This window comes from Bradyrhizobium sp. AUGA SZCCT0283, from assembly GCF_018130385.1.
In the GTDB taxonomy this organism is placed as follows: domain Bacteria; phylum Pseudomonadota; class Alphaproteobacteria; order Rhizobiales; family Xanthobacteraceae; genus Bradyrhizobium.
Genome location: NZ_JAFCLU010000049.1, coordinates 1 through 22,307, shown reverse-complemented (window position 1 = coordinate 22,307; position 22,307 = coordinate 1). Strand labels below are relative to the sequence as shown.

Annotated in this window: 21 protein-coding genes and 2 pseudogenes; 15 read left to right on the top strand and 8 right to left on the bottom strand. The window is 62.5% G+C overall.

What is annotated here, in order from left to right; genetic code table 11:
* Position 1 precedes the first annotated feature (1 nt).
* The 3 genes and pseudogenes from JQ624_RS35460 to JQ624_RS39025 form a co-directional block, all read left to right on the top strand.
* Complete coding sequence (locus JQ624_RS35460; protein WP_212423522.1) at positions 2 to 1,000, top strand: FAD:protein FMN transferase; 999 nt, start codon at positions 2 to 4, stop codon at positions 998 to 1,000.
* A gap of 100 nt (positions 1,001 to 1,100) precedes the next feature.
* Positions 1,101 to 1,484, top strand: a complete 384-nt coding sequence (locus JQ624_RS35455) for a cytochrome c family protein (RefSeq protein WP_212423521.1) — start codon at positions 1,101 to 1,103, stop codon at positions 1,482 to 1,484.
* 102 nt (positions 1,485 to 1,586) lie between these two features.
* Positions 1,587 to 1,744, top strand: a pseudogene (locus JQ624_RS39025) (NnrS family protein); the annotation flags it as partial.
* Between the two features lie 1,120 nt (positions 1,745 to 2,864).
* Here the strand turns inward: JQ624_RS39025 and JQ624_RS35445 are convergent.
* Positions 2,865 to 3,047: a hypothetical protein gene (locus JQ624_RS35445; RefSeq protein WP_212423520.1), complete on the bottom strand. Its 183-nt coding sequence runs from the start codon at positions 3,045 to 3,047 to the stop codon at positions 2,865 to 2,867.
* Between the two features lie 294 nt (positions 3,048 to 3,341).
* Between JQ624_RS35445 and JQ624_RS35440 the strand changes: the two genes are divergently transcribed.
* Both JQ624_RS35440 and JQ624_RS35435 read left to right on the top strand, forming a co-directional pair.
* Positions 3,342 to 3,797, top strand: a complete 456-nt coding sequence (locus tag JQ624_RS35440; RefSeq protein WP_212423519.1) for a cupin domain-containing protein — start codon at positions 3,342 to 3,344, stop codon at positions 3,795 to 3,797.
* 506 nt (positions 3,798 to 4,303) lie between these two features.
* Entirely contained in the window at positions 4,304 to 4,522 is a 219-nt protein-coding gene (locus JQ624_RS35435; RefSeq protein ID WP_212423518.1) for a hypothetical protein, read from the top strand.
* Here JQ624_RS35435 and JQ624_RS35430 read toward each other — a convergent pair.
* Positions 4,519 to 5,427: a LysR family transcriptional regulator gene (locus JQ624_RS35430; RefSeq protein ID WP_212423517.1), complete on the bottom strand. Its 909-nt coding sequence runs from the start codon at positions 5,425 to 5,427 to the stop codon at positions 4,519 to 4,521. The two genes, JQ624_RS35435 and JQ624_RS35430, sit on opposite strands and share 4 nt — an antisense overlap.
* A gap of 138 nt (positions 5,428 to 5,565) precedes the next feature.
* Here JQ624_RS35430 and JQ624_RS35425 point away from each other — a divergent pair, with 138 nt between their 5' ends.
* The gene (locus JQ624_RS35425) at positions 5,566 to 6,576 is read left to right on the top strand and encodes a putative sulfate exporter family transporter (RefSeq protein WP_249130322.1); all 1,011 of its coding nucleotides are present in this window, start codon (positions 5,566 to 5,568) and stop codon (positions 6,574 to 6,576) included.
* 39 nt (positions 6,577 to 6,615) lie between these two features.
* Here JQ624_RS35425 and JQ624_RS35420 read toward each other — a convergent pair whose 3' ends face one another.
* Complete coding sequence (locus JQ624_RS35420; RefSeq protein WP_212423515.1) at positions 6,616 to 7,458, bottom strand: nitroreductase family protein; 843 nt, start codon at positions 7,456 to 7,458, stop codon at positions 6,616 to 6,618.
* 277 nt (positions 7,459 to 7,735) lie between these two features.
* Between JQ624_RS35420 and acdA the strand changes: the two genes are divergently transcribed.
* Entirely contained in the window at positions 7,736 to 8,947 is a 1,212-nt protein-coding gene (acdA, locus tag JQ624_RS35415; RefSeq protein WP_249130321.1) for a 3-sulfinopropanoyl-CoA desulfinase, read from the top strand.
* Between the two features lie 740 nt (positions 8,948 to 9,687).
* On the opposite strand, the gene hemN is transcribed toward acdA, so the two are convergent.
* The 3 genes and pseudogenes from hemN to nirK form a co-directional block, all read right to left on the bottom strand.
* Positions 9,688 to 11,040, bottom strand: coding sequence for an oxygen-independent coproporphyrinogen III oxidase (hemN, locus tag JQ624_RS35410; RefSeq protein WP_212423514.1), 1,353 nt, complete (start codon positions 11,038 to 11,040; stop codon positions 9,688 to 9,690).
* A 90-nt stretch (positions 11,041 to 11,130) separates the two neighbouring features.
* Complete coding sequence (locus tag JQ624_RS35405; protein ID WP_249130323.1) at positions 11,131 to 11,964, bottom strand: SUMF1/EgtB/PvdO family nonheme iron enzyme; 834 nt, start codon at positions 11,962 to 11,964, stop codon at positions 11,131 to 11,133.
* A gap of 138 nt (positions 11,965 to 12,102) precedes the next feature.
* A pseudogene (gene nirK, locus JQ624_RS35400) lies at positions 12,103 to 13,186 on the bottom strand (copper-containing nitrite reductase); the annotation flags it as partial.
* 173 nt (positions 13,187 to 13,359) lie between these two features.
* On the opposite strand from nirK, the gene JQ624_RS35395 reads away from it, so the two are divergent.
* Positions 13,360 to 13,575 (top strand): DUF1858 domain-containing protein, encoded by a 216-nt coding sequence (locus JQ624_RS35395; protein ID WP_212423513.1) that lies wholly within the window; start codon positions 13,360 to 13,362, stop codon positions 13,573 to 13,575.
* Here JQ624_RS35395 and JQ624_RS35390 read toward each other — a convergent pair.
* Entirely contained in the window at positions 13,572 to 14,294 is a 723-nt protein-coding gene (locus JQ624_RS35390; RefSeq protein ID WP_212423512.1) for a Crp/Fnr family transcriptional regulator, read from the bottom strand. The two genes, JQ624_RS35395 and JQ624_RS35390, sit on opposite strands and share 4 nt — an antisense overlap.
* A gap of 306 nt (positions 14,295 to 14,600) precedes the next feature.
* On the bottom strand, positions 14,601 to 14,798 hold the full coding sequence (locus tag JQ624_RS35385) for a hypothetical protein (protein ID WP_212423511.1): 198 nt from the start codon (positions 14,796 to 14,798) through the stop codon (positions 14,601 to 14,603).
* A gap of 400 nt (positions 14,799 to 15,198) precedes the next feature.
* Here JQ624_RS35385 and JQ624_RS35380 point away from each other — a divergent pair, with 400 nt between their 5' ends.
* The 7 genes from JQ624_RS35380 to JQ624_RS35355 all read left to right on the top strand — a co-directional run.
* Positions 15,199 to 16,377 (top strand): NnrS family protein, encoded by a 1,179-nt coding sequence (locus tag JQ624_RS35380; protein ID WP_212423510.1) that lies wholly within the window; start codon positions 15,199 to 15,201, stop codon positions 16,375 to 16,377.
* Positions 16,378 to 16,416: 39 nt separating this feature from the next.
* Positions 16,417 to 17,724, top strand: coding sequence for a hypothetical protein (locus JQ624_RS35375; protein WP_249130320.1), 1,308 nt, complete (start codon positions 16,417 to 16,419; stop codon positions 17,722 to 17,724).
* A gap of 35 nt (positions 17,725 to 17,759) precedes the next feature.
* Positions 17,760 to 18,263, top strand: coding sequence for a DUF2249 domain-containing protein (locus JQ624_RS35370; protein ID WP_212423508.1), 504 nt, complete (start codon positions 17,760 to 17,762; stop codon positions 18,261 to 18,263).
* Positions 18,260 to 18,577, top strand: a complete 318-nt coding sequence (locus tag JQ624_RS35365) for a metal-sulfur cluster assembly factor (protein ID WP_212423507.1) — start codon at positions 18,260 to 18,262, stop codon at positions 18,575 to 18,577. The genes JQ624_RS35370 and JQ624_RS35365 overlap by 4 nt, the downstream gene beginning before the upstream one ends.
* Positions 18,578 to 18,590: 13 nt before the next feature.
* Positions 18,591 to 19,781 carry a cytochrome c oxidase accessory protein CcoG gene (gene ccoG / locus JQ624_RS35360; protein ID WP_312014550.1) on the top strand — a complete coding sequence of 397 codons (1,191 nt, stop codon included), beginning with the start codon at positions 18,591 to 18,593 and terminating at the stop codon, positions 19,779 to 19,781.
* The gene (locus tag JQ624_RS39020) at positions 19,778 to 20,014 is read left to right on the top strand and encodes a FixG Ig-like domain-containing protein (protein ID WP_249130318.1); all 237 of its coding nucleotides are present in this window, start codon (positions 19,778 to 19,780) and stop codon (positions 20,012 to 20,014) included. The genes ccoG and JQ624_RS39020 overlap by 4 nt, the downstream gene beginning before the upstream one ends.
* 1,452 nt (positions 20,015 to 21,466) lie before the next feature.
* Positions 21,467 to 22,307, top strand: an 841-nt coding sequence (locus tag JQ624_RS35355) for a site-specific integrase (protein WP_212423506.1), incomplete at its 3' end; no start/stop codon positions are given.

Here is a 22,307-nt window from a genome sequence, read left to right as displayed (position 1 = left end):
AATGGCACCAGCGAACCTCACGCGCCGCCGCATGATCACCATCGCAGCCGCGACCGCAGGTTCGGCGTTTCTTTCTAATGGGCGACGCACTTGGGCGGGCGAGGCGGTGCGCTGGCGCGGATCGGCGCTCGGCGCGCAGGTCTCGGTCGACATCTTCCATCCCGATCGGGAGGAAGCTGAAAGGGTCGTCCAGGTCTGCCTGGCGGAAGTAAGACGACTCGAAGAGCAGTTCAGCCTGTACCGAACGGATTCCGCGATCTGCGCCCTGAACCGGAGCGGCATCCTGGTCGCTCCGGAGGCCGACATGGTCGCGCTGCTCAAGACCTCGCTGCAATTCTCCGACCTTACCGACGGCGCGTTCGATCCCACCGTCCAGCCGCTCTGGCAGCTCTACGCCGGACACTTCTCGTCGGAGAAGCCGGATCCCGCCGGACCGCCGGCCGAGAGGCTGACGGAGGCGCTGGCGAAAGTAGGCCGCAGCGGCCTGCGCGTGAGCGACGAGCGTGTAGCGCTCCTCAGACATGGCGCCGCGGTCACCCTGAACGGCATCGCCCAGGGATACGCCACCGACCGTGTCGTGGATATCTTGCGCGCACACGGGCTATCGATGACCCTCGTCAACATGGGGGAGATACGCGCGCTCGGAGCGAGAGCGGACGGGACACCGTGGCGCATCGGCCTTGCCGATCCCGACAAACCCGGCGCGCTCACCGAAACTGTTGACCTCGTCGATCGAGCGGTCGCGACCACGGCTGGCGCGGGGTTCCGCTTCGATCCGGCCGGCCGGTTCACGCATCTATTCGATCCCCGGACGGGACGCAGTCCCGCGCTCTATCGGACCGTCAGCGTCGTTGCGTCGACCGCCACCGAGGCGGATGCGCTTTCGACCGCCTTCAGCCTGACGCCTGCGTTGCGGATCGGCGACATCGCGGCCGCGCGGCCGGGTGTGCACGTGCGGCTGATCACCAGTGATGGAGGCTTGCGCATCTACGGCGTTTGAGATGACCGGTCTTCCGACATAGGAAACACTTCGGTCGGGCAAGTGAAGGAAGCCAACGGTTCGCGCCGGGAACGGGCGAACGCGAAAAAGGGAGAATGGAATGCGAAGTTTTATGTTTGTAGCGCTGCTGGCGGTTGCATGTTCCGGCGAAGTGCGGGCCCAGGATGCCGCCGCCGGGGAGAAGGTCTTCGGCGTTTGCAAGACCTGTCATCAGATCGGCGAGAACGCCAAGAACGGCGTCGGACCGGTTCTTAACGGTCTCATCGGCCGTAAGTCCGGCAGCGTGCCGGGCTACTCCTACTCGGCTGCGAACAAGGACTCCGGCATCACATGGGACGAGCCAACGTTCCGCGAGTACATCAAGGATCCCAAGGCAAAAATACCCGGCACCAAGATGATCTATGCCGGTCTGAAGGATGAGCAGAAGACCAACGACCTGCTCGCCTATCTCAAGCAGTTCGACGCCGACGGCAAGAAGAAGTAGTACCTCGGCCCTCCATCCATGGCCGTCCCGACAAATCACCGGAAGCCATCATGACTACAAGAACCCCCCGTCCCGCGGCTAGGCGCCTACGACAAGCCCGCCTTGTTGTCCTATGGGTTCCGGCCGTTTTTCCTCCTCGGAAGCATCTATGCCGGCCTCGCCGTCTTGCTTTGGCTTGCTGATTTCTATGGCGAACTGCCGCTGCATTCGGCGTTCGCCGCTCGCGGGACTGGCATGTGCATGAGATGCTTTACGGCTACAGCCTGTCCCAGGGGACGCAGTGTTCCCTCATATCGCCGCGTGCGAAAGGTATCAGCGGTCCCGTAAACTTTTGGTCGTCACCCCAAAAAGACTTTCAACACTATCGGCACAAAGCCGACATGGCCGCCGGCGCTGCCGATGTCCGCTTCCAGGAGTAAGGCGGACTTGGCGCTGCCGGCATTGCTAGGCTGGCGTGTCAATTGCGATCACGCTGATCGCCGGAATGTTCTTTTTTGCACGCATCAAGCGCTGACCGGCAGGCAACCCCGGCGACCCGGCAGCATCTCTGACGATCGGAGTTCATTGCGCGCCGGTCGCTGTGGGTTTTGTTTTACTGCACCTCGCGCTCGAAAATTTCCTCGCATACCGCCGCGAGTTTCTGCCAGCGCGGGGATTGATCGTAAGAATTGTCCACATCGGAAAGCCCCGTGTCAGTCGAGGCGTTTTTTGGCCGCCTGTCGCGTTGGGCAGCGGTCTGTTCGCAGTCGATGCAACCCGTGTCGCGGCGTTTGGTGCTTGATAGATCAAACACTCGACTAATCCGTAGAAGCGACCACGCATGTTCACCGCCCTTTCCGGTTCCAGGTAACATCCACAGCGTCCCGAGGACGTTGCGCCAGGCAATTCTTACCCGCCCCGACGAGATACATGCCTTGGCTGCGATACAGGGGCTGGATTGAGCCAACGCGGTTTTCTCGCCGGAGCGCGCACACAAGAGAGCTCCTGTGGTTTGCGATGTTATGAAAACTGAGCCGTTCGGAAAGCCGGCAGTCCGGATGTACCAATTTGGGTAGTACTGGGTAGCTGTCAGAGCCGATCCGTTCAGGTTCGTAGCTAGGGAGCAATCCCGATCACGATGCCGATCCCGATAATCGCGAGCGATATGACTATCACCAGCACGTCAATCGTCAGCCATGTGGGTATGCGCTTTGCAGGTTGGGTCATCGCGTGTGCCCTCCGCAGCCACGTTATGTACCGGAAGAGCGCAAGTGGCTGTGAACGAGTTCACATGTTTGAACAACCGCGGCCAGCATCACCGCCCTGGCTCTTGAGCCGGCAAGAGAAGAGCGGACATTGTGAGGACCTCTAGAGTAATCCGGCAGTTATACAGTGTAGCGCTTAGCGTTCCGTCCGCATGTAGGAGCTCTTCTCGGAAACAAGCTTCAAAGCCGGATCATCGGCCAGGATGCGCACGACGTGTGTCTTCGCAGGTCTCGTATTCTGCGGGTTACCCCAGAAGCCCCATACACCTAAACCAAGCGCTAACATTCCAACGCTTATCGCCAACATGTCTTTGGTCATTTGCCGGCCTCCATCCTGGCTGCCAATGCGCAAACGATGCCAAGGTTGCACGGTAGAACCACTGATGTCGCGGCTAGAGAATCCGCAAGGCCAAAAAGGTAACGCGCATTGTCCTTTCCGGCCATCATCCCCCGCGATTGAAGTTGTACGTAGCGATGCCAGACCGCACCACACGGTCACGGAATGCCGACTCATTCAGGAATACCGTCGTAGTTTGCTGCCGCCCTAGATTTTGCTAGCTCCAGGGAGTTCTATATATGTGCCGTATTCCACATCACAGTGGAGGAGACTCACATGAGAAAGTTATTGGTGCTTGCGGGCTTGATCGTGTTCTCACTCCCGGCAATGGCGCAAGACGTGCCGACGCGGGTTATGCCTGATGCACTCGCTTGGAACGAGAACCCGGCCTTCCCCAAAGGCGTACAGATCGCAACTCTGGTGGGCGACCCGACGAAAGCAGGGGATGTGGTTGTCTTACGGATCAAGTTCCCCCCTAACTTTCAGATGCCGCCGCACACTCACCCCTATTCCGAGGTTGTTACCGTCATAAGCGGCAATATCGGGAGTAGTCATGGCGAAACGTTTGAGAAGAAAGGCGAGTTGTTAAAGCCGGGCTCCTTGTGGGTATATCCGGCAAAGCACCCTCACTATGCCTGGACCGGAAATGAGGAGGGAATTCTCCAAGTGCAGTTCGTCGGCCCTGGGGGCATCGATTACATCAACCCAGCAGACGATCCGCGCAACAAGTAGTCGCTGCCTGGCTTCGGCATCCAAGTGTCGCTCCAAAACTCTATCGCCGACGAGATGGCCGAATACAATAACGCTGCAGTGCAGGGCGGAGTTGGCACTGACCCGATCGCTTGTTTCAATGTGGCGATAAAGCGGACGCGCTGGGGACACTCTGGGTGACGCGAAGCAGACGTGAGGGCACGAGCATCATCTAACCCCGCGGCTATGCGGAAATTGGCATTTTCTGTAGGGTAGGCGCTGGGGCCGGTGGTGCGTGGAGAGCGCGTTGCGGAAGCGTAAGCTGGCAGCCATTCACGTGCGAGCACGAAAACCGGTTGTCAAAGCGTGGTGACTGACGCCTGCTTCGGGGCCGAGCAGTCAGACACCGGCAAAGAAGAAAGCCATTCCGCAACCGGTCCATACGGAAATGCGCTTCCATTCCATGGCTTGAAAAAGCAATTCGCTTCCATTGCTCCATCGGCCGGAAACGACGACATTTGCCTTTAAATCAGCAGATTGGCCGCGCAATGGAACGCTTGAGATACGAGCCGTTTGGCGAGCGTCTGGCGCCCGAAGGGGACGCAGCGCCGCCTTCGCGCGCGTCCAAATATCTGTTGTGGGCCGGCACCGGCCTGTTCTGGTCGCTGGTTGGGGCCATCGTGATCGCCCGCGCCGTCTTCTTCGAGCCGGGCGTCTTTGACGATTTCAGCCGCGTTGCGGCGCTCGTCAAGGCCGCGATCTTCTAGGCGATCTCCGCCACGCGCTTGTCCTGCCAGATCATCCGCTCGAACGCGGTCGCCGCAGGAATTTCTATTCGCCCGGGTACCTTCAATTGCCACAGCGTGCGCTCGATCTGCAGGTCGCGCATTGGCACGACCTTGAGCCGGCCAAGCGTGACCTGATCGGAAATCGTGGCGCTGGAGACAATGGCGACGCCGAGGCCGGCGGCGACCGCCTGCTTGATCGCCTCGGTGCTGCCGATCTCCAGCGTGCGCCTGGGTTCAATTCCCTCGGCGGCCAGTGCCTGCGCCACCACCTCGCGCGATCCGGAACCGGGCTCGCGCACGATCAGGACTTCATCGCAAAGCGCCGCGCCGTCGATCCCGCGCTCGGCCGCCGCGAAGCGGTGCCGCGCATCGACGATCAGGCTCATCACGTCGGTGCGCCAGGCATGGCTTTCGAGCTCGTCATCTTCGACCGGACCTTCGACCAGCGCGATCTCGATATCATGCGCCAGCATGAGATCGGCGATGTCCCTGGTATTCGCGATGACGAGATGCAGGTCGATCCCGGGATATTTTCGGTGAAACGTTCCGAGATAGTCCGATATCATGTAGGTCGCGATCGTGGTGGATGCGCCGATGCGCAGCGATCCGCTGTCGAGACTGCGCAGCGACAATAATTCGTCCTCCGCTGCGCGCTCGGCCGCAAACAGCGCCTCCGCATGCCGCGCCAGCGCCTTTCCCTCCCGCGTCGGGCGCACGCCCTTCGGCGTCCGGTCGAGCAGGCGGCAGCCGACCTGAAGCTCGAAATCCCGCACCCCCTTCGAGATCGCCGGCTGGCTGATATGGAGGGCGTCGGCTGCGCGCGAGAAGCTTCCGGTTCTCACCACCATCGTGAACAGGCGCAGCAAATGCAGGTTTAAGGACATAACTTCTCTCTATTGGGCCAGATCGAAAATATATTACCTAACTGTCGCGATCTGACGCATAGATTCTTCTCCCCACCGGAGAAATTCGTGCCGCAAGACGAGGAATCTTCCGCTCCCGGCAATCGACCGGCGGCCAGCATGACCCGTCTTGCAGCGCTCATTCCCGGAGTTCTGCTTTGCATCATCGTCGCCGGCGTCTCGGCAGCTCTCGAAGCCGCGGAACGGCGTTTGTTCGCGCACCCCTATGTGGAAGCGCTGGTGCTGGCGATCCTGCTCGGCATGGCCGTGCGCAGCTTCTGGAATCCGTCCGAGCGCTGGCAGGCCGGCATCGCCTTCAGCGCCAAGCAGCTGCTCGAGGTGGCCGTGATGCTGCTCGGCGCGTCCATCGGCTTTGCCGCGATCGCGGCGTCCGGCGTTGCCTTGCTCGGCGCGATTGCCGCGACTGTGGTCGTAACTTTGGCTCTCAGCTTCGGCATCGGCCGCATGCTCGGCCTGTCGACGCGGCTCTCGATCCTGATCGCCTGCGGCAACTCCATCTGCGGCAATTCGGCGATTGCAGCGGTCGCCCCGGTGATCGGAGCCGATGGCGACGATATCGCGTCCTCGATCTCCTTCACCGCGATACTCGGCGTGATGATGGTGCTGGGGCTGCCGCTGCTCATTCCGCTGTTGCAATTGTCCGCGACGCAATACGGAATTCTTGCCGGCCTCACGGTCTACGCCGTCCCGCAAGTGCTTGCCGCAACCGTGCCTGCGGGGCTCATGAGCACGCAGATCGGCACGCTGGTGAAGTTGATGCGCGTCTTGATGCTGGGGCCGATCGTCGTGGGACTTTCGCTGCTCGCGCCGCGTCTGCGCGGCGGAGCGCACGGCAAGACAACGGTCGGCTTCTTCCGGCTCGTGCCCTGGTTTATCCTCGGCTTTCTCGCGCTTTCCGTTCTGCGCTCGCTCGATATCGTACCGGCAGCGGTGGCCGGCCCGCTGACTGCGGTCACCGGCTTCCTCACGGTCGTCTCGATGGCGGCACTCGGCCTCGGTGTCGACGTTCGGGTTCTCGCCACCGTCGGCGGACGGGTGACGGCGGCCGTGACGCTGTCGCTGATGCTCCTGCTTGCGATCAGCATCGGCCTGATTCATCTGTTCAACTGATACGGCGCTCGGGTGGCCGCGCCGGATCGTTCGCATCGATCAGTCCAGCCTGAAGTCGATGCGCCTCACATAGGCGCCGAAGTCCGCGCGCTCGGGGCGGGCATATTGCCGCGCCTTGTCTTCCGACCAGCCATAGGTTTTGGCCGATCCGAACTCCCCGACATAGCGTTGAGCCGCGTATGGTTGCGCTGCCTCGCGGCGCCGATCGTATGCCTCGATGGCATCATCAAGGCCGTCTTCGAGAAATGTGTTGTGATGGACGGTCACGGACAGCGGAAGCCGCATGCTGAGCTGCGGCGTTTCTGCTGGATATCCCACGGCGAGGCCGGCTACCGGGAAAACATGGTCGGGAAGGTTCAGGAGCTGCGACAGCGCGTCGGAATGATTGCGGACCGCGCTGACCGGACAGACGCCGAGGCCTTCAGCCTCGGCCGCGATCACGAACGCGGACAGGGCGATCGCCGCATCGACAGCGGCGTTGAAGAAGGCATCGAGATGATCGTTGGCGAAATGCCTGTCGCGCAGCGCGTGGATTCGACGCTGCCTTCGATTGTTGCCGCAGAAGATGAGAAGGTTAGGGACGTCTGCAAGCCATTTCTGGCCCAGCGGGCCGTCGGCCAGGAGCGATCCGATCTGGGATTTCAGAGGCGGCGCGTCGATGATGATGATGTCGCGCTGCTGGAGATCGCTTTTGGTTGGAGCGCATAGCGCCAGCGCACATAGCCGCCGCAAGGTCCGGTACGGAATGATATCGGAGCGGAATTTTCGTACCGAGCCGCGAGTTGCCAACTGACCGAGGAGGGACGGGGCGTCGCTGCCCAACTCCACATCCGCAGCATCAGGACCGAAGCGATCGACGAGCGGGGTTCTTGAATTGGCCATCTCAAAAGTCTCCAGGGGCGTTTCCGCTTAATGTCAGGTTCGCGGGAGATAGGCAAAGCCGGAAGGAGGGGCGTACCGGGCCTGTCGATTGCGTCATGAAGAGACGTTGCGCCACAGGCCTGCAGCCGTCGTCTTCAAGTATTCGAAGCTTCCGAATGCTCATGGCACGACTTACTATAATTTGAAGTCGAGATCATAATTTATTCGGTTGCGTTTTGCAGTGCTTCGGAGCCGAATGATCGAAAGATTGCGCCGCTTCCGGGGGAGGATGATTGCCATGGATATGAAACTGTCGCCCGAGCAAGCAAAGCTCCGCAGCGCTGCGCGTGAATTGGCTGAAACCGAATTCGCGCCGAAGGCGGCGGAGATCGACCGAACCGAAGCCTATCCTTTCGATAACGTGGCCGCCCTGAAGGCCGCGGGCTTCATGGGCTACACGATTCCGACATCCTATGGCGGTCGGGGAGGAAGTTACTTCGACGCCGCCCTGATCATCGAGGAAATGGCGCGGGTATGCGGGGCGACGGGGCGCATTACGGTCGAGGCCAACATGGGCGCCATCTCCGCGGTCATGCAGTATGGCACCGAAAAGCAGAAGCGGCTGGGAGCTGATCTCGTTCTTTCGGGCGACAAGCCGGCGATTTGCATCACCGAGCCGGAAGCCGGATCGGCGGCGACCGAGATGACGACGCGCGCAGACAAGCACGGCAACACCTACGTTATCCGAGGCAAGAAGCACTGGATCACGGGCGGCGGGGTATCAAAGCTCCATCTGATCTTCGCGCGGGTATTCGACGAGCGGGGCGAAGAGCAGGGGATCGGCGGCTTCCTCGCGCTTGGGGGTACTCCCGGTCTGGTCATCGGCAAACGCGAACCCGCAATGGGCCTACGCGGCATCCCCGAAACGGAGATCATCTTCGAGAATTTGGAAATCCCTGAGGATATGCTGGTGCTGCCGCCGCGCGGGCTGCGGCGCGGCTTTGCCGATCTTATCGACGCCTATAACAGCCAGCGGGTGGGCGCCGGAACGGTCGCGCTCGGGCTCGCGCAGGGGGCGTTTGAGAAGGCCATGACCTTCGTGAAGGAGCGCAAGCAGTTCGGACGGCCAATCGCCGAATTCCAGGGCCTGCAGTGGATGCTGGCCGATATGGCGGTGGCGCTCAATGCCGCGCGGCTGTCGCTTCATCAGGCCGCCCTTAGCGCCGATCCTTTTCCGGATCCTCTTCTCGCTGCGCAGGCGAAGATCATCGCTTCCGAGACGGCCAACACGGTCACCAACCAGGCGCTCCAACTGTTCGGTGCCAGGGGTTACTCGCGAGATTATCCGCTCGAACGCATGGTCCGGGATGCCCGCATGTTCACGATTGCCGGCGGCACGGCGCAGGTGCTGAGGACGCTGGTGGCGTCCAGGATTCTCGACACCAAAATCCCGCAGACCCGCAACGGATATCTGGAGGCGGTTCAGCCTCCGTCCCTCGCGGCGAAGTGATCATGATCGGGCCGCGCGGTATGCGTTGCTGCGGAATGCGCAAGTAGCCATGGAAGTCGCTGAACGTCGTCGTACCTGCACCGGAAAAGCCGGCGGCGCAGTCTGGACCACTCCTGCGATGCTGCAATCGGAGCGAAACGAAAGGTAGCGGGGTGATGCTGCAAGGCGGGCATAGTTGCGGCGCACAAACAGTTTCGCTTTGAACAAGCTCGAATCTAGGCAAAGCTTGGTTAGCGACATGTCATTGGGGATGAGCATGGACGTTGTGGAGCTCGTAATTTACGGCTTGCTGGCCATTTGGGGGCCGCCTTTGCTGTTTGTGGCCTTCCTGCTGAGGCCCATCAAACAAGCTGTCCCACGATCCAGACGATGAGGAATAGCCATCCGGCCGTAGCGATCGCGACCGCGATCAAGTAGCTTGCTTTCATCCAGGTGTTGCGCACTGGTGATCCCAAGAACAAAGCCGCCAAGCGGAGTATATTCGCTGACGGCTTCGCTGGTGTGGGCCCGGACGCTTGGGGAAATTGTCCGGTACTCAATCCATAGCCCAGCTTGAGGACGCTGCAACCGAACTCGCGGCTTAACCTAACCAGTCAACCTTACCGATCGCCCCGTCTTGGGTCGCAGAGTAGCTTCAGCAACACGAACTTGCTGCTTGAGCTTGTTGAGCTCCGCCATTTGGGCAAGTCGCCCTTGCGGCCAGCATCGGCGCTTAGGCATCCTCGCTGGGGGCGTTTGCTTCAGACCGCGCGGCTATGCGTTGCCGCGGAAGCCGCAAGATGGGCATCGAACGCTGATGCCACGCTCCTCACCAAAAATTCCGCGCCGTCGCTGATCGAAAGCCGATCGTCGGTCATCGTGACGGCGCCGTCGGCAATGAGGCTCTCGATCCGTGGCCGATCGACGATCGCGGATCGCAGGTCGCGGCCGTGCAACCGGGATACCCGAGGCAAATCGACGGCAAGATCGCACATGATCCGTTCGATGATGTCGGCGCGGAAGCGATCTTCCTCGGTGAACATGTATCCCTTGGCGGTGGCGAGCCGGTTCTCGGCGATGCGCGCGAGATAGTCGCGTGTCGGAACGGCGTTCTGCACGAACCCCTGAGGCATGCGGCCGATGGCGCTGGCGCCGAGACCGATCAGCGTGTCGGCGGAATCGTCGGTGTAGCCCTGGAAGTTGCGCCTCAGCCTGCCGTCCAGTCTCGCGAGGGCCAGGCTGTCGTCCGGAAGGGCGAAATGATCGAGACCGATGCGGACGTAGCCGGCGTCCCGCAAGGCTTCCGCGATGGTTTCGGACTGCAGGTGCCGCTCGATGCTGTCAGGCAAGGAGTCTTCAGCGATCCTGCGCTGGTGCTTCTTGAACGAGGGAACGTGGGCGTAACCGAACACCGAAAAGCGGTCCGGCCGGAGCTCGACGCATTTGGCGACGGTGTCGAGACAGGAGTCCACCGTTTGCAGCGGCAGCCCATACAGCAGGTCGAAATTGATCCGGCCGACACCCGCACGGCGCAGACGCTCCACGGAAGCCGCGGTTTGTTCGAAGCTCTGCAGCCGGTTGATGGCGCGCTGCACGGCGGGGTCGAAGCTCTGGACGCCCAAGCTTGCGCGGTTGACGCCGCAATAGCCCAGCGCTTCCGTCATCGGCTCCGTCAGCGTGCGCGGGTCGATCTCGACGGCGATTTCGGCATCGGGAAGCACGAAAAACGAGTAGCGTAGCGCGCCGACGAGGTCCACGAACGCCTCGGGCGACATGATGGTCGGCGTACCGCCGCCGAAATGGACATGCGAGGCCGGCATTCTCTGGCCGATTGTCTCGGCGACAAGCTGCGCTTCGGTACGCAGGCCCGCGACATAGATCGCGACCGGATCGTCGCGCTTCGTGACCGAGGTGTGGCATCCACAGTACCAGCACATGGATCGGCAGAACGGCACGTGCAGGTAGACCGAGGCCGGCTGTTGGACGGGCATCGACTTCAGCCAGCTCCGATAATCCTCCTCGCCAATCGCCGGCGAGAAATGCGGGGCCGTGGGATAGCTGGTGTAGCGCGGCAGCCTGTCCTGCCCGTAAGATTGCGCCAAGTCCGATCGCATCTGCTTTTCTCCTTCCGCCTCCGGATCAAATACCGGACGCGTGGCGGATAAACTTTGCGCTGGCTCAACCCACCGCCATTCGCCGGACTTCTATGCTCGCCGCAGCAGCTTCGCGACGTTCCGGACGACGGATGTGGCGACCGACTGGGATGGTTCGACGACGAGCCTGAAGCCGAGATTGGCCGGCGGGACGCCTGCGGCGCAGCCGCCGGACTTGGGATCGCGTATGAAGTCGGTCATATAGGAGCGATGGGCTCCCTCCACGACGCGGACGCCGCAATTCGTGTTGGTGACCCGCTCGCGCCCGCCGTCGAGCGAAACGCGCACAAAGCAGCTATCTGTCCACTCCCAGACATTGCCGGCCAGGTCGTCCAGCCCGTTGCTGTTGGTGCCGAACGTGCCTCCAGGCTGAGCGGTCGTCGCGACCGGCCTGGAACGGGCAGATTCGGCTTCGTAGCGGGCGATCCAGGCCTGCGCCGGATCGGAGGGATCGACGAGCGGCATCGCTTCGTCGCGCGCCTTCTCGGCGGCTGCGAGTGTCCACTCCTCGTCGGTCGGCAGACGATGGGTGACCCCGGTCTTGCGCGACACCCAGGCGGCGTAGGCCGAGGCATCGTGCCAACTGACGCCGACGATGGGCACGTCCTGTGCGGCCGCCGGAACGGCGATGCGCGGGCAGGCGGCTTCGTCGACACAGCGGGTGTATTCGGCGACCGTGATCTGCCGCTTCATGATGATGAGATCAGCGGGAAGCCGGAGTTCGCGCAGCGGCCCTTCGACCGGCCGGCCGTTCCGCGAGAAATCGCCCGCGGCCCGGTAGCTGAAGGAGGTGGACGCCAGCCGCAGGGCTCCGTCCTGGTCATGCGGAGGAGTGGGCGCGAATACGGTTGCCAGGATCGGCGCGGCCAGCGCGCCTGCGAGCATCGCCGTTTTCATTTTGATCAGGATGATGAGCATGAGGTCGCCTCCTCTTCGTGCGACGGCCCGCGGTCGAAACCGCGGGCCGTCGTTTCGGCTCCGCCTAGCGGGTGACGGCCACCGGGTCGGCGGCGCCGATTCAGGCGGGATCGGGCCGGGAGGGGAGACCTGCTTCATGAGGTCTTCGTTCCACTTGCCTTCCACCTTGATATGGGCGCTGGCGCCGAGTTCGACCGCCTCGATCAGGTTGTGGTTGACGTAGGCGTAGATGCCGGGTTCGCGGAAGGTGTACAGCGCGGCGCCGGCCGAACCGCCGCGAATAAACCAGGACTCGAGGTCCTTCTGCGGCGGGTTGTTGAACTTGCCGGCCTCCCAGACGTAGTCGCCATGCCCGCCAATCAGATGGGGCCGGGTGTCGCGGTTGGCCTGCGAATGCACGAGCATGACGGTCTCGCCGACCTTCGAGGTCATAGCGTTTTTGCCGGTGAGCGACCCGACTCGGCCGTTGAACACCACATGCGTCGGGATCAGCTTGCGCATGACCTCGGTCGTGTCGGCATACGACTCGCCGATCGTCTCGTAGGTCTTGTACTTGCCGTTCTCGTCCTTCGGCACGTAAAGGTCGTTCTCGCCGATGTAGAAGATCTTGTCGTAGCGCAGCGCCTTGCCTTCGGCGTCCTTCAGGCCATCCCGCGGCAATACCATCACCGTGCCGTGCATGCCGGAGACGACGTGCCAGGGGATCATGCCTTCCGGCGCGCAGTGATAAACGAAGACGCCGGGACGCGTCGCCTTCCAGCGCAGGGTCGCCTGCTCGCCGGGATTGACCTTGGTCAGCGCGCCTCCGCCGAGTGCTCCCGTCGCCGAATGCAGATCGATGTTGTGCGGCATCGCATTGGTCGCGGGGTTGACCAGCGTGAGCTCCATGTAGTCGCCCTCATGGACCACCATCATCGGACCCCGGCATCGATCCGTCGAACGTCATCGCATGGAATTTCGTGCCGGCATCGTCGATGACGACTTCCTTCTCCCGTATCGTCAGCTTGAACTCGACGATCTTCGGTCCCGCCTTGGTTGCCTGTTCGTGGGCGTGGACGAAGGGCGGGGCGACCAGTTCGACTTGCTGGCGCGGCAGCTTCAGATCGTCCGCGGCTCCCGCCACGGCCGGTGCGGCCATCATCAGCGCCGCGACAGCGGCACCCGTTAAAGCAGTCCTTCTCGTCAGCATGATGCTCTCCATCGCTTCGTGTGTTCTAATTCGATGAGTGCAAGATGCGCGATGTCGCTGCGAGACTCTTTGTGTTGGAACAAGCAAAGACATTTTATCGATCGACGAAGGGACTATCAGCGAATTTGCGCGTGAGCAAACAAGGATGGTAGCCGCCAGGTTAAGGTTGTTGCATGAAAAAGGATGCAGCGCTGACCGCGGATCTGATGGTTGACGACGTAATGCGTCGATGGCCGTCCACGATACGCGTCTTCCTCGACTTCAGGATGCGGTGTGTCGGCTGTCCGATCGCCACCTTCCACTCGGTCGATGAGGCGTGCGACGAACACAGCGTCGATGCACGAGCGTTCCTGTCGAAGCTCCGGGATATTGCGAAAGCGGCGGCCTAGGGCGCGGGCTTGCGCGTCTGAGCGGCTTCTTCGCCTTCGGCGAGGCCAAGCAGCCGGTGCGCATCGCGCAGGACGATCCGCTGCCTGCCTCCCTCGACCAGTCCCTGCTGCTCCCACGCGCTGAGTATCCGGCTGACGGTGTGCAACGTCGTTCCTGTCATCTCGGCGACGTCCTGCCGGCTAATGGGAAAGTCGATTTCGACGCCGGCATCGACCTTCCTTCCGGCCTGCTTCGCCAGGCGGAGCAGCGCATGCGCCACGCGCTGCTCGACCTGCTCGTTCGAGATCTCCATGACGCGGGCTTGGGTGTCCTGCAGGCGACTGCCGACCGTCTGCAACGCACTCGAGGCGAGGCTCGGAAATTTGACGATCAGGCGATTCCAGGAAGACGAGGGCCAGGCGAGCGCGATGCTGTCCACGGCGGCGACGGCGGTCGCCGGATAGTGCGTCAGATTCATGGCCTGCGCGACGCCGAACAGCTCGCCGGCCGAGACATAGCGCACGACGGACTGTTGACCTTGCGGCGTGATCTTTTCGACGCGAAGATGGCCGTGAAGCAGGAGGTAGAAGCGATCCGCTTCCGTACCCTGATCGAAGACTGCGCTTCCCTTCGGATATCGAATCGAACGCGCTTCCTGCAACAGTTCGTCCTGTTCGGCGGGCGCAAGGCCAGCGAACATCGGCAGGTTCGCGACCAGCGAGCGGTCGACTGAGGCCATCGATATCCTCGTTCCAATAGGCTGCGGAGCGTATCCGCGCGCGAAGCAAGCCTCAATGGCTTGCCAACCCCTTAGCCCAGGATTCGGTGCGAAAATTGCGCTGGCGCAACATTGGCAGGAGCAGGAGACGATATCTGATGCCCGGCAGACCCCGGGCGAAAAGGCCCAGGGAACGGGAAAGAAGCGGGAAACATGAAAAGATTGCGATCCTGGCTGCCGCTGCGGCGGTTCTGGTCCTGACCGGGGGGCGCCCAGGCGGCGGCGGTCGAAGCTTGAGGCGAACAAGACCGCATCCAGATAGCGGTCCTAGCGCCAGCTTCTCCAGTGGGTCGGATGGATGAGCAGCGCCTCGTCCCTCCAGACATTGTACCAGACGCCGGACTTGCGCCGGCACGGGAAACGCAATGGCTCGACCCCGGCCGCGCCGACATGGCCGAGTTCGAGGTCGCAATCATCAGGGGCAAGCGCGATCGGAAGCCAGTCGCGCGGGGCAGCGCTGCACATTGGAGGGTCGTTGTCGCCGAAGATGACGGGCGCACATTGATCTGGCGCAAAGCCAGCCTACTGAGGTGCCTTTTCTTCGGCCGAGCAGCAGGAACAGCAATTGGCGTTGTTCCCGGTGAAGACCGGGATCGAGGTTTCGTCCTCGAGTTTCCGCAAGAGATCGTCGGTGACGGCCTCGAAAAGTTTGCGTTCGATGGCGCTATCGCTTCGGCTTCGTCCTCGCAATCTCTCGAAAATCCGCATCGTGTCCTCCGTTGATGGCGGAACCGACAATGCAGGTCGGAGGCAGGACGATCTTTGTCCGGGATCAAACACCCGGGCGCGATGCTGCAGTTTGTGCCCCAACAAAGAGCCTCGATCGGAACGGCCTATGATCACACCGAATGAACGAGGATCACCCATGGCGACGATGCAGAAATTGAGGGCCTACCAGGGGCCGGCGCTGTTCTCCCACGGCTTCCGGCCATTCTTTCTGTTCGGCGCCATCTATGCCGGGGCCATGGTTCCGTTGTGGCTCGTGGTATTTGCCGGCGATGTCTCGCTGCCGACCGCCTTCGCGCCGCGGGACTGGCATGTCCATGAGATGCTGTTCGGCTATGTGTGCGCCGTGATCGCTGGTTTTCTTCTGACGGCGGTGCCGAACTGGACCGGCCGCCTTCCGATCCAGGGGAGGCCGCTCGCGATCCTGTTCGCCACCTGGCTTGCCGGGAGGCTGGCTGTGACATTCTCTGGCTTCATCGGCTGGGAAATCGCGCTGGCGGTCGACGCCGCCTTTCTGCTGTTGCTCGCTGCCGCGGCCGCCCGCGAGATCGTCGCCGGGCGCAAGTGGAATAATCTGAAGGTGGTCGGCATCGTCTCGCTGCTGGCTGTCGCCAACATCGCGTTCCATGTCGAGGCGCATCTTGACGGCGTGGCGGACTATTCCACGCGATTTGGCGTCGCCCTCGTGGTCACGCTGGTCTGCGTGATCGGAGGGCGGATCGTTCCAAGCTTCACGCGCAACTGGCTGGCGCGCCGCGAACCGGGACGGCTGCCCGTCCCCTTCAACCGTTTCGATGCGGTCACCATGGTCGTGGGCGTCTGTGCCATGATCGCGTGGGTGGTCACACCTTCGGGCCGTTTCGTCGCAGCCGCGCTCGTCGCTGCCGGTTTGCTCCACGTCGTCCGCCTAGCGCGCTGGGCCGGCTATCGGACCGTGTCGGACCGGCTCGTGCTGATCCTCCACGTGGCCTACGCGTTCATACCGGCCGGTTTCCTTCTGGCGGCGCTATCTGCGGTGGACCTCGTCGCCCCCAGCGCCGGGATCCACGCCTGGACCGGCGGCGCGATCGGTTCGATGACGATCGCCGTGATGACTCGTGCCTCGCTTGGCCACACCGGACAGGCGCTTTCGGCATCCATCGCCACCCAGTTCGTCTACGCTTCGATCGTCGTCGCGGCGCTGGCGCGGGTATGCGCGGCGCTCGAGCCCAGCCATTCGATCCCGCTTTTGATGATCGCGGGCGTCGCATGGGCGGGGGCGTTTCTGGGATTCGCGCTCGCCTACGCGCCGCTGCTATGCGGCGGACGCAAGTTCTAAAGGGGTAAGATGATCGGTGCCAGCATATCACGATGGACGATGAGCTACTTCGCGACGGCGCTCGCGTGGTTGTTCGTCGCGCTGGCGCTGATGGTCGCGGGCTTCGGCTATCCGGCGACGCATCTTGCATCGCCCGATACCCTCGTTTTGGTGCATGTGGTCTGCATCGGCTGGCTCAGCGTGGCGATGTGCGGCGCGCTGTTCCAGTTCGTGCCTGTCCTCGTGGCAAAGCCGCTGTTTTCGGAGAAGTGGGCTTTGCCGGCGCTCAGTCTGTTGACTGCCGGTCTCGCCGCGCTGCTCGTGGGCTTCCTCGGATTAGGAGGCCGGCTTCCCGCCTGGCTCTGGCTTCTTCCGATTGGCGCAGTCCTGCTCATCGCAGGGTTCGGCCTGGTCGTTGTCGATCTCGGGCTGACGGCATGGCTGCGGCCGGTGGGTCCCGCGCGTTTCGTCTTGGCAGGGCTCGCCTCGCTCTGTGCCACCGCAGCCTTCGGCGCCATCTTTGCGTTTGCGGATGCGGGGTGGGCGGGATCGATCGGGCAATCGGTTTTGACAACCGGCGTTCCGCTGCACGCGATCGCCGGCCTTGGCGGCTGGCTCACGTTAACGGCCATGGGCGTGAGCTACCGGCTGCTATCCATGTTCATGCTCTCGCCCGATGTCGACGAGCGGAAAAGCAATATGACATTGGCGGCAGGCGCGCTCGCCATCGGCGTCGCGGTGGTCGGCGGAGTTGTCGCGATCTGGTTCGTTTCCGGATTGAACGTCGTGTTGTCGATCACAGCCGTCCTCGGCCTGGCGACGACCGCGCTGTATGGACGCGACGTGATCGGGATCTTCAGCGGCCGCAAGCGGCGGCAGCTCGAACTCAACACGCGGATGGCGGCGCTGTCCTTCGCCAGCCTCGCGGGGACGGCGCTCGTAGGTGTGGTGCTGGTCCTGACCGGCGCTTTTGCCGCGTATCTCGGCGCGTTCGCCTTTCTCGCCATCTTCGGCTGGCTGTCGGGCCTGGTTCTCGCCAAGCTCTACAAGATCGTGGCGTTCCTGACCTGGCTCGAAACCTACGGTCCCGTGATGGGGCGGGCCCCGACCCCTCGCGTTCAGGACCTCGTTTCCGAGGCAAGGGCATCGAAGTGGTTCGTGATCTACTACGCGGCCGTCTGGTTCGGCACGCTGATGCTGATGGCCAGCCAACCGTCGGCGTTCCGGGCGGCCGTGGCGATGATGACCGTCGGCCTCATCGGCATCGTCCGGGAAGTGATCCGGACGCGGCGGCTTGCGGACGTCGCGAGCCCGGTACGCCTGCCGGACGGCGCGTGCGCGCCGCATCTGCTGTTTGCCAGGAACTGAAGATGAGAACTGAAGATGAAACGAAAGGAACTAGCATGACCGACTACATCGATGTCGACGTCCGTCCGATCCTGCGAGCGGGTGGCGAGCCGTTCTCGGTCATCATGGCCGCGCTCGACCGCCTCGAACCGGGGCAGGGGGTCCGCCTCTACGCCACGTTCAAACCGATTCCATTGTTCGCCGTCATGGCAGACAGAGGCTTCGTGCATTCCGCGCAGGCGCTCGACGCCGGCGAGTGGGAAGTGCTGTTCACGCCCGCGACAACGAAACAGACCGCGTCGCCCTCCGGCACCGCGGTCTTTGACGATTGGCCCGAGCCGGCCGTCACGCTCGACAATCGCGACCTCGATCCGCCGGAGCCGATGGTCCGGATCCTCGCAGCCGCCGAGAAACTGCGGCCGGGTGAAACGCTTTCGGCGCTGCTCCGACGCGAACCTGTCTTTCTGTTTCCGCAACTCGAGAAGCGTGGATTTCGCTGGCTTGGCGGTTTCTCGCCGGACGGGGCCACTTACGAACTCACCGTCAGGGCTCCGTCATGACGAACCAACTCGTCGACCGGATCAATGACGCGCTGCGCGTCGTGATTGATCCCGAGCTTGGCCACAACATCGTCGATCTCGGCTTCGTCTACGACATCTCGGTCGTCGATGGCGGCGCCGTGCGCATCACAATGACCGCGACTACCCCGGGATGCCCCGCCATCCATTTCCTGAAGGAAGGCGTCGCGAACGCTGCCGCACGGGTGCCGGGTGCAGGCCCCGTCGACGTCGTAATGACGTTCGATCCGCCCTGGACACCTTCGCGCATCGCGCCGGCCGTCCGAGCCTCGCTCGGCTTTGCCGCAGTCAACTAAAGTCCGGGGCGACGTGGCGCTTACCATCGAGATCAACCATGCGAAGACGCGCGCCAAGGCCGCCGCCGCGGGATCAGCTCAACCGGTCGTGCCTCAGGCCGTCAAGGGACGGATCCGGCGGCTCAAGTGGATCATCCTGCTGCTGACGCTCTCGATCTACTACGTCACGCCGTTCCTTCGCTGGGACCGTGGCCCCAACGCGCCGGATCAGGCGCTCCTGCTCGATTTCGTCCACGGACGGCTCTACTTCTTTTTCGCCGAGATCTGGCCGCAGGACCTCTATCTGGTCACGGGGCTTCTCGTTCTGGCCTCAACCATCCTGATCCTCACCAACGCGCTGGCGGGACGGTTGTGGTGCGGCTTCGCCTGCCCGCAGACGGTCTGGTCCGACCTGTTCCTGCTCGTCGAAAGGCTGATCGAGGGCGACAGGCGCCAGCGCTTGAAGAACCTGGACGCTCCGCTTGACGCCAAACGGGCGATGCAGATCGTCGCGAAGCATTCCGCCTGGCTCCTGATCTCGCTCGCTACCGGCGGTACGCTGATCTTCTACTTCACCGACGCGCCGGAGCTGCTGCGCAGTTTTGCGCGCGGCGACGTTTCCGCCAATATGCTCGGCTGGATCGTCGCCTTCGCCGGCACCACCTACGGCCTGGCCGGCTTCGCGCGCGAACAGGTCTGCACCTTCATGTGCCCGTGGCCGCGCCTTCAGGGCGCGATCTGGGATCCAGAAGCCTTCACGGTCAATTACCGGGACTACCGCGGCGAGCAACGGACGTCGGCCAAGAAGGCCGCCGAACTCCGCCTGCAGGGCAAGCCGGCGGGAGACTGCGTCGACTGCAATCAGTGCGTCACGGTGTGTCCGATCGGCATCGACATCCGCGAAGGACCGAACTTCGCCTGCATCAATTGCGGACTGTGCGTCGACGCCTGCGATAGCGTGATGTCGAAGCTCGGCCGGCCGCGCGGCCTGATCGACTATGAAGGCTGGAACAATATCGAGCGCGGCCGTCGCGCCGAGCCGCCAGTCTTCCGGCTGGTGCGCCCGAAGACCGTCGGGCTGACGGCGGCCTGCCTGGTGTTGACGGCTGCGATCGTCCTGTCCTTCATGACCAAGACCAGCGCCACGCTTTCGGTCCAGCATGATCGAGATCCCCTGGCGGTCCGGCTCTCGGACGGATCGGTGCGCAACGCCTCAAACTCTTGAACAAGTCGTCGGCCACCCACGCCTACACACTTTCGGTCAGCGGCGTCGATGCCAAAATGGCCATCATCGGCAACGAGAGCCTGGCGCCGATCGAGGTGCCTGCCGAGGGCTCGGAAGCCGTTCGGGTCACGCTCACCGCAATGAGCCCTCGCGAGGCCGAATTGGTGTTCACGGCGCGCGACGAAAGCGGAACCACGATTCTTTCCGCGAAAGACCGGTTCGTCGAACGCTGAAGCACCGCCCGGGTGCAAAAGCCGCGGACGGCAAGTGGCTCCGATCGTCGTCAGCTTGCGCCTCATCAAAGTCGGTAACGCCGGGATCTGCGACCTTTCGGAAGTAACCCCGGCCCGATCGGAAGTCACGCTCTACCAGTTTAACAGATCGCGCCGTGGTCGCCAGGCAACAACGAAGTGAAATGGCCAGGAAGGATGACGCTTAGCGTCTCGAACCGCCTTCGCTAAAGGCTTACGCCCGCGTCGGGCCGCCATACCGGCCCACAGCCAATTTGATTGGCACTGAGAGCCGATGCGGGGTGACCCGATCGACGCCCAGACGGCAAAGGCAATTACCAGAGCCGCCAGAATGGTCGCCCTTACAGGGTTATCTATCTTCGACTGTGGCACAACACTTGCTACGCTTGTGCTGCTGGGATTTCAGCACCCGGCCAAGGGGATACCAACGCCGCCAAACGACCATATTCCGCTCGGCGGCGTTGGCTTTCGAGGGTGTCCTAATTTCTGACGTTGGAACCTATGTCGGAAAGTATCATTTTTGTGAACAGTTTTACGAGGCCGCTATCCAGCGCCAGCGCGTTAGGTTATGTGACTCAGGGTAGGGACAACCCCGGAGTGATCATGACAACAGTGCAGGCCATTGCATTTGGGGCCATGCTAGCTTGGACACCAGGGCTCATCATTATGGCGTTCTTGTTGTGGGATGTTCCCGACTTCGAGGAAGGCTAGCCTCGTTTTTTGACGCTCGTGGCGTGCGCGGGTCAGGTCCGCGCCGCCGGGTGCCATGATCAGCCCTACAGCCGGGGCATTAGCGAATAGTCCGCTCCCGAGGCAGTTTTTGGACGAAAACTTTTTGACGCCGTGCTGGCGTTGAGACGTCGTAACTGCCGTCCGGTAGCTTCTTCCGTGTCGGTGTCTGCATCGGCTTGAGCTTCCGAGTGTCGATCGGTTTCAACCGAGGCTGAAACGTTTTTAGCGGCCTAGGCTTTGGCGTGTCCGTTGCGGGTCTACTGCTCTTGTCCTGCTCGCTCCGCGCAAGCGCCTTGGCGGCTTCCCAACGCATTCTTGCTGCTCATGTGTTTGGGATTCAGCCGGCGGTCCGCCAGGTCGTTCCAGTAAAAGAAAAACAACAGCCGTCAGGAAATCGAACCTCGAAGCTACCGTCTGTGGCAAGGCTTCATGTCTGATAATTCGGAGCGGCATGACGTTGCCGTAAAGAGAGTCAGCGACGCACGCGTCGAACTAAATTGTAGGTTTGCATGTAGCTTGATCATCACCAAAGCGAATGCGGACGGCAAATTGTAATTCGACCCCGGATTGGAATGGCGTCATCCTTACCGTCCTTTACGCCAGAAACCTTCGCTTTCATGGTGCCGGTTGCTTGGGCACAATCGTGCCCATTGGAAGCAAGCGTGGACCCCGTCTAGAGCGGGATGGGTCTGAGGTTTTCCGATGGCTGAGATGAACCCTCTTCGCCGCCGCATGATCGAGGACATGACGGTCCGCAATCTGTCGCCGGCGACGCAACGATCCTACCTTGCCGCGGTATCGAAGTTGAGCCGGTATTTTGGCCGGTCTCCCGATCGTCTCGGCCTGGAGGATGTCCGCACCTTCCAGGTTCATCTGGTGGCGATCGGGATATCCTGGCCGGCGCTGAACCAGATCGTCTGTGCGCTGCGCTTTTTCTACGGTGTGACGCTCGGCCATGACGCCATTCCGGAGCGCATCGCCTATGCGCGCGAGCCGCGCAAGCTTCCGGTCGTGCTCAGCGCCGACGAGGTCGTGCGCTTCCTGGAGGCAATTCCAAGCCTCAAAAGCCGCACCGCGCTGACGACGGTCTATGCCGCCGGACTGCGCGTGTCGGAGGTGGTTCTGCTGAAGATCCCGGACATCGACAGCCAGCGGATGGTGATCCGGGTCGAGCAAGGCAAGGGCGGCAAGGACCGTTACGTCATGCTCTCTCCGCAGCTGTTGAGGGTTCTGCGCAGCTACTGGCGGTTGGTCCGGCCGCAGCGCTGGCTGTTTCCCGGCCGTGACGACGACCGGCCGCTCGCTCCCACCGTATTGCACGCCGCTTGCCGTTCGGCCCGCTCAGCGGCCGGCCTGAGCAAACAGGTGACGGTCCACACGCTGCGACACAGCTTCGCGACGCATCTGCTGGAGAACGGGGCCGACGTGCGCATCATCCAGGTGCTGCTCGGCCACGCCAGCCTGGCCAGCACGGCGCGCTACACCCAGGTCGCCACCAAGACCATCAGCAACACGCCAAGTCCGCTTGACCGGCTCCGTCTGG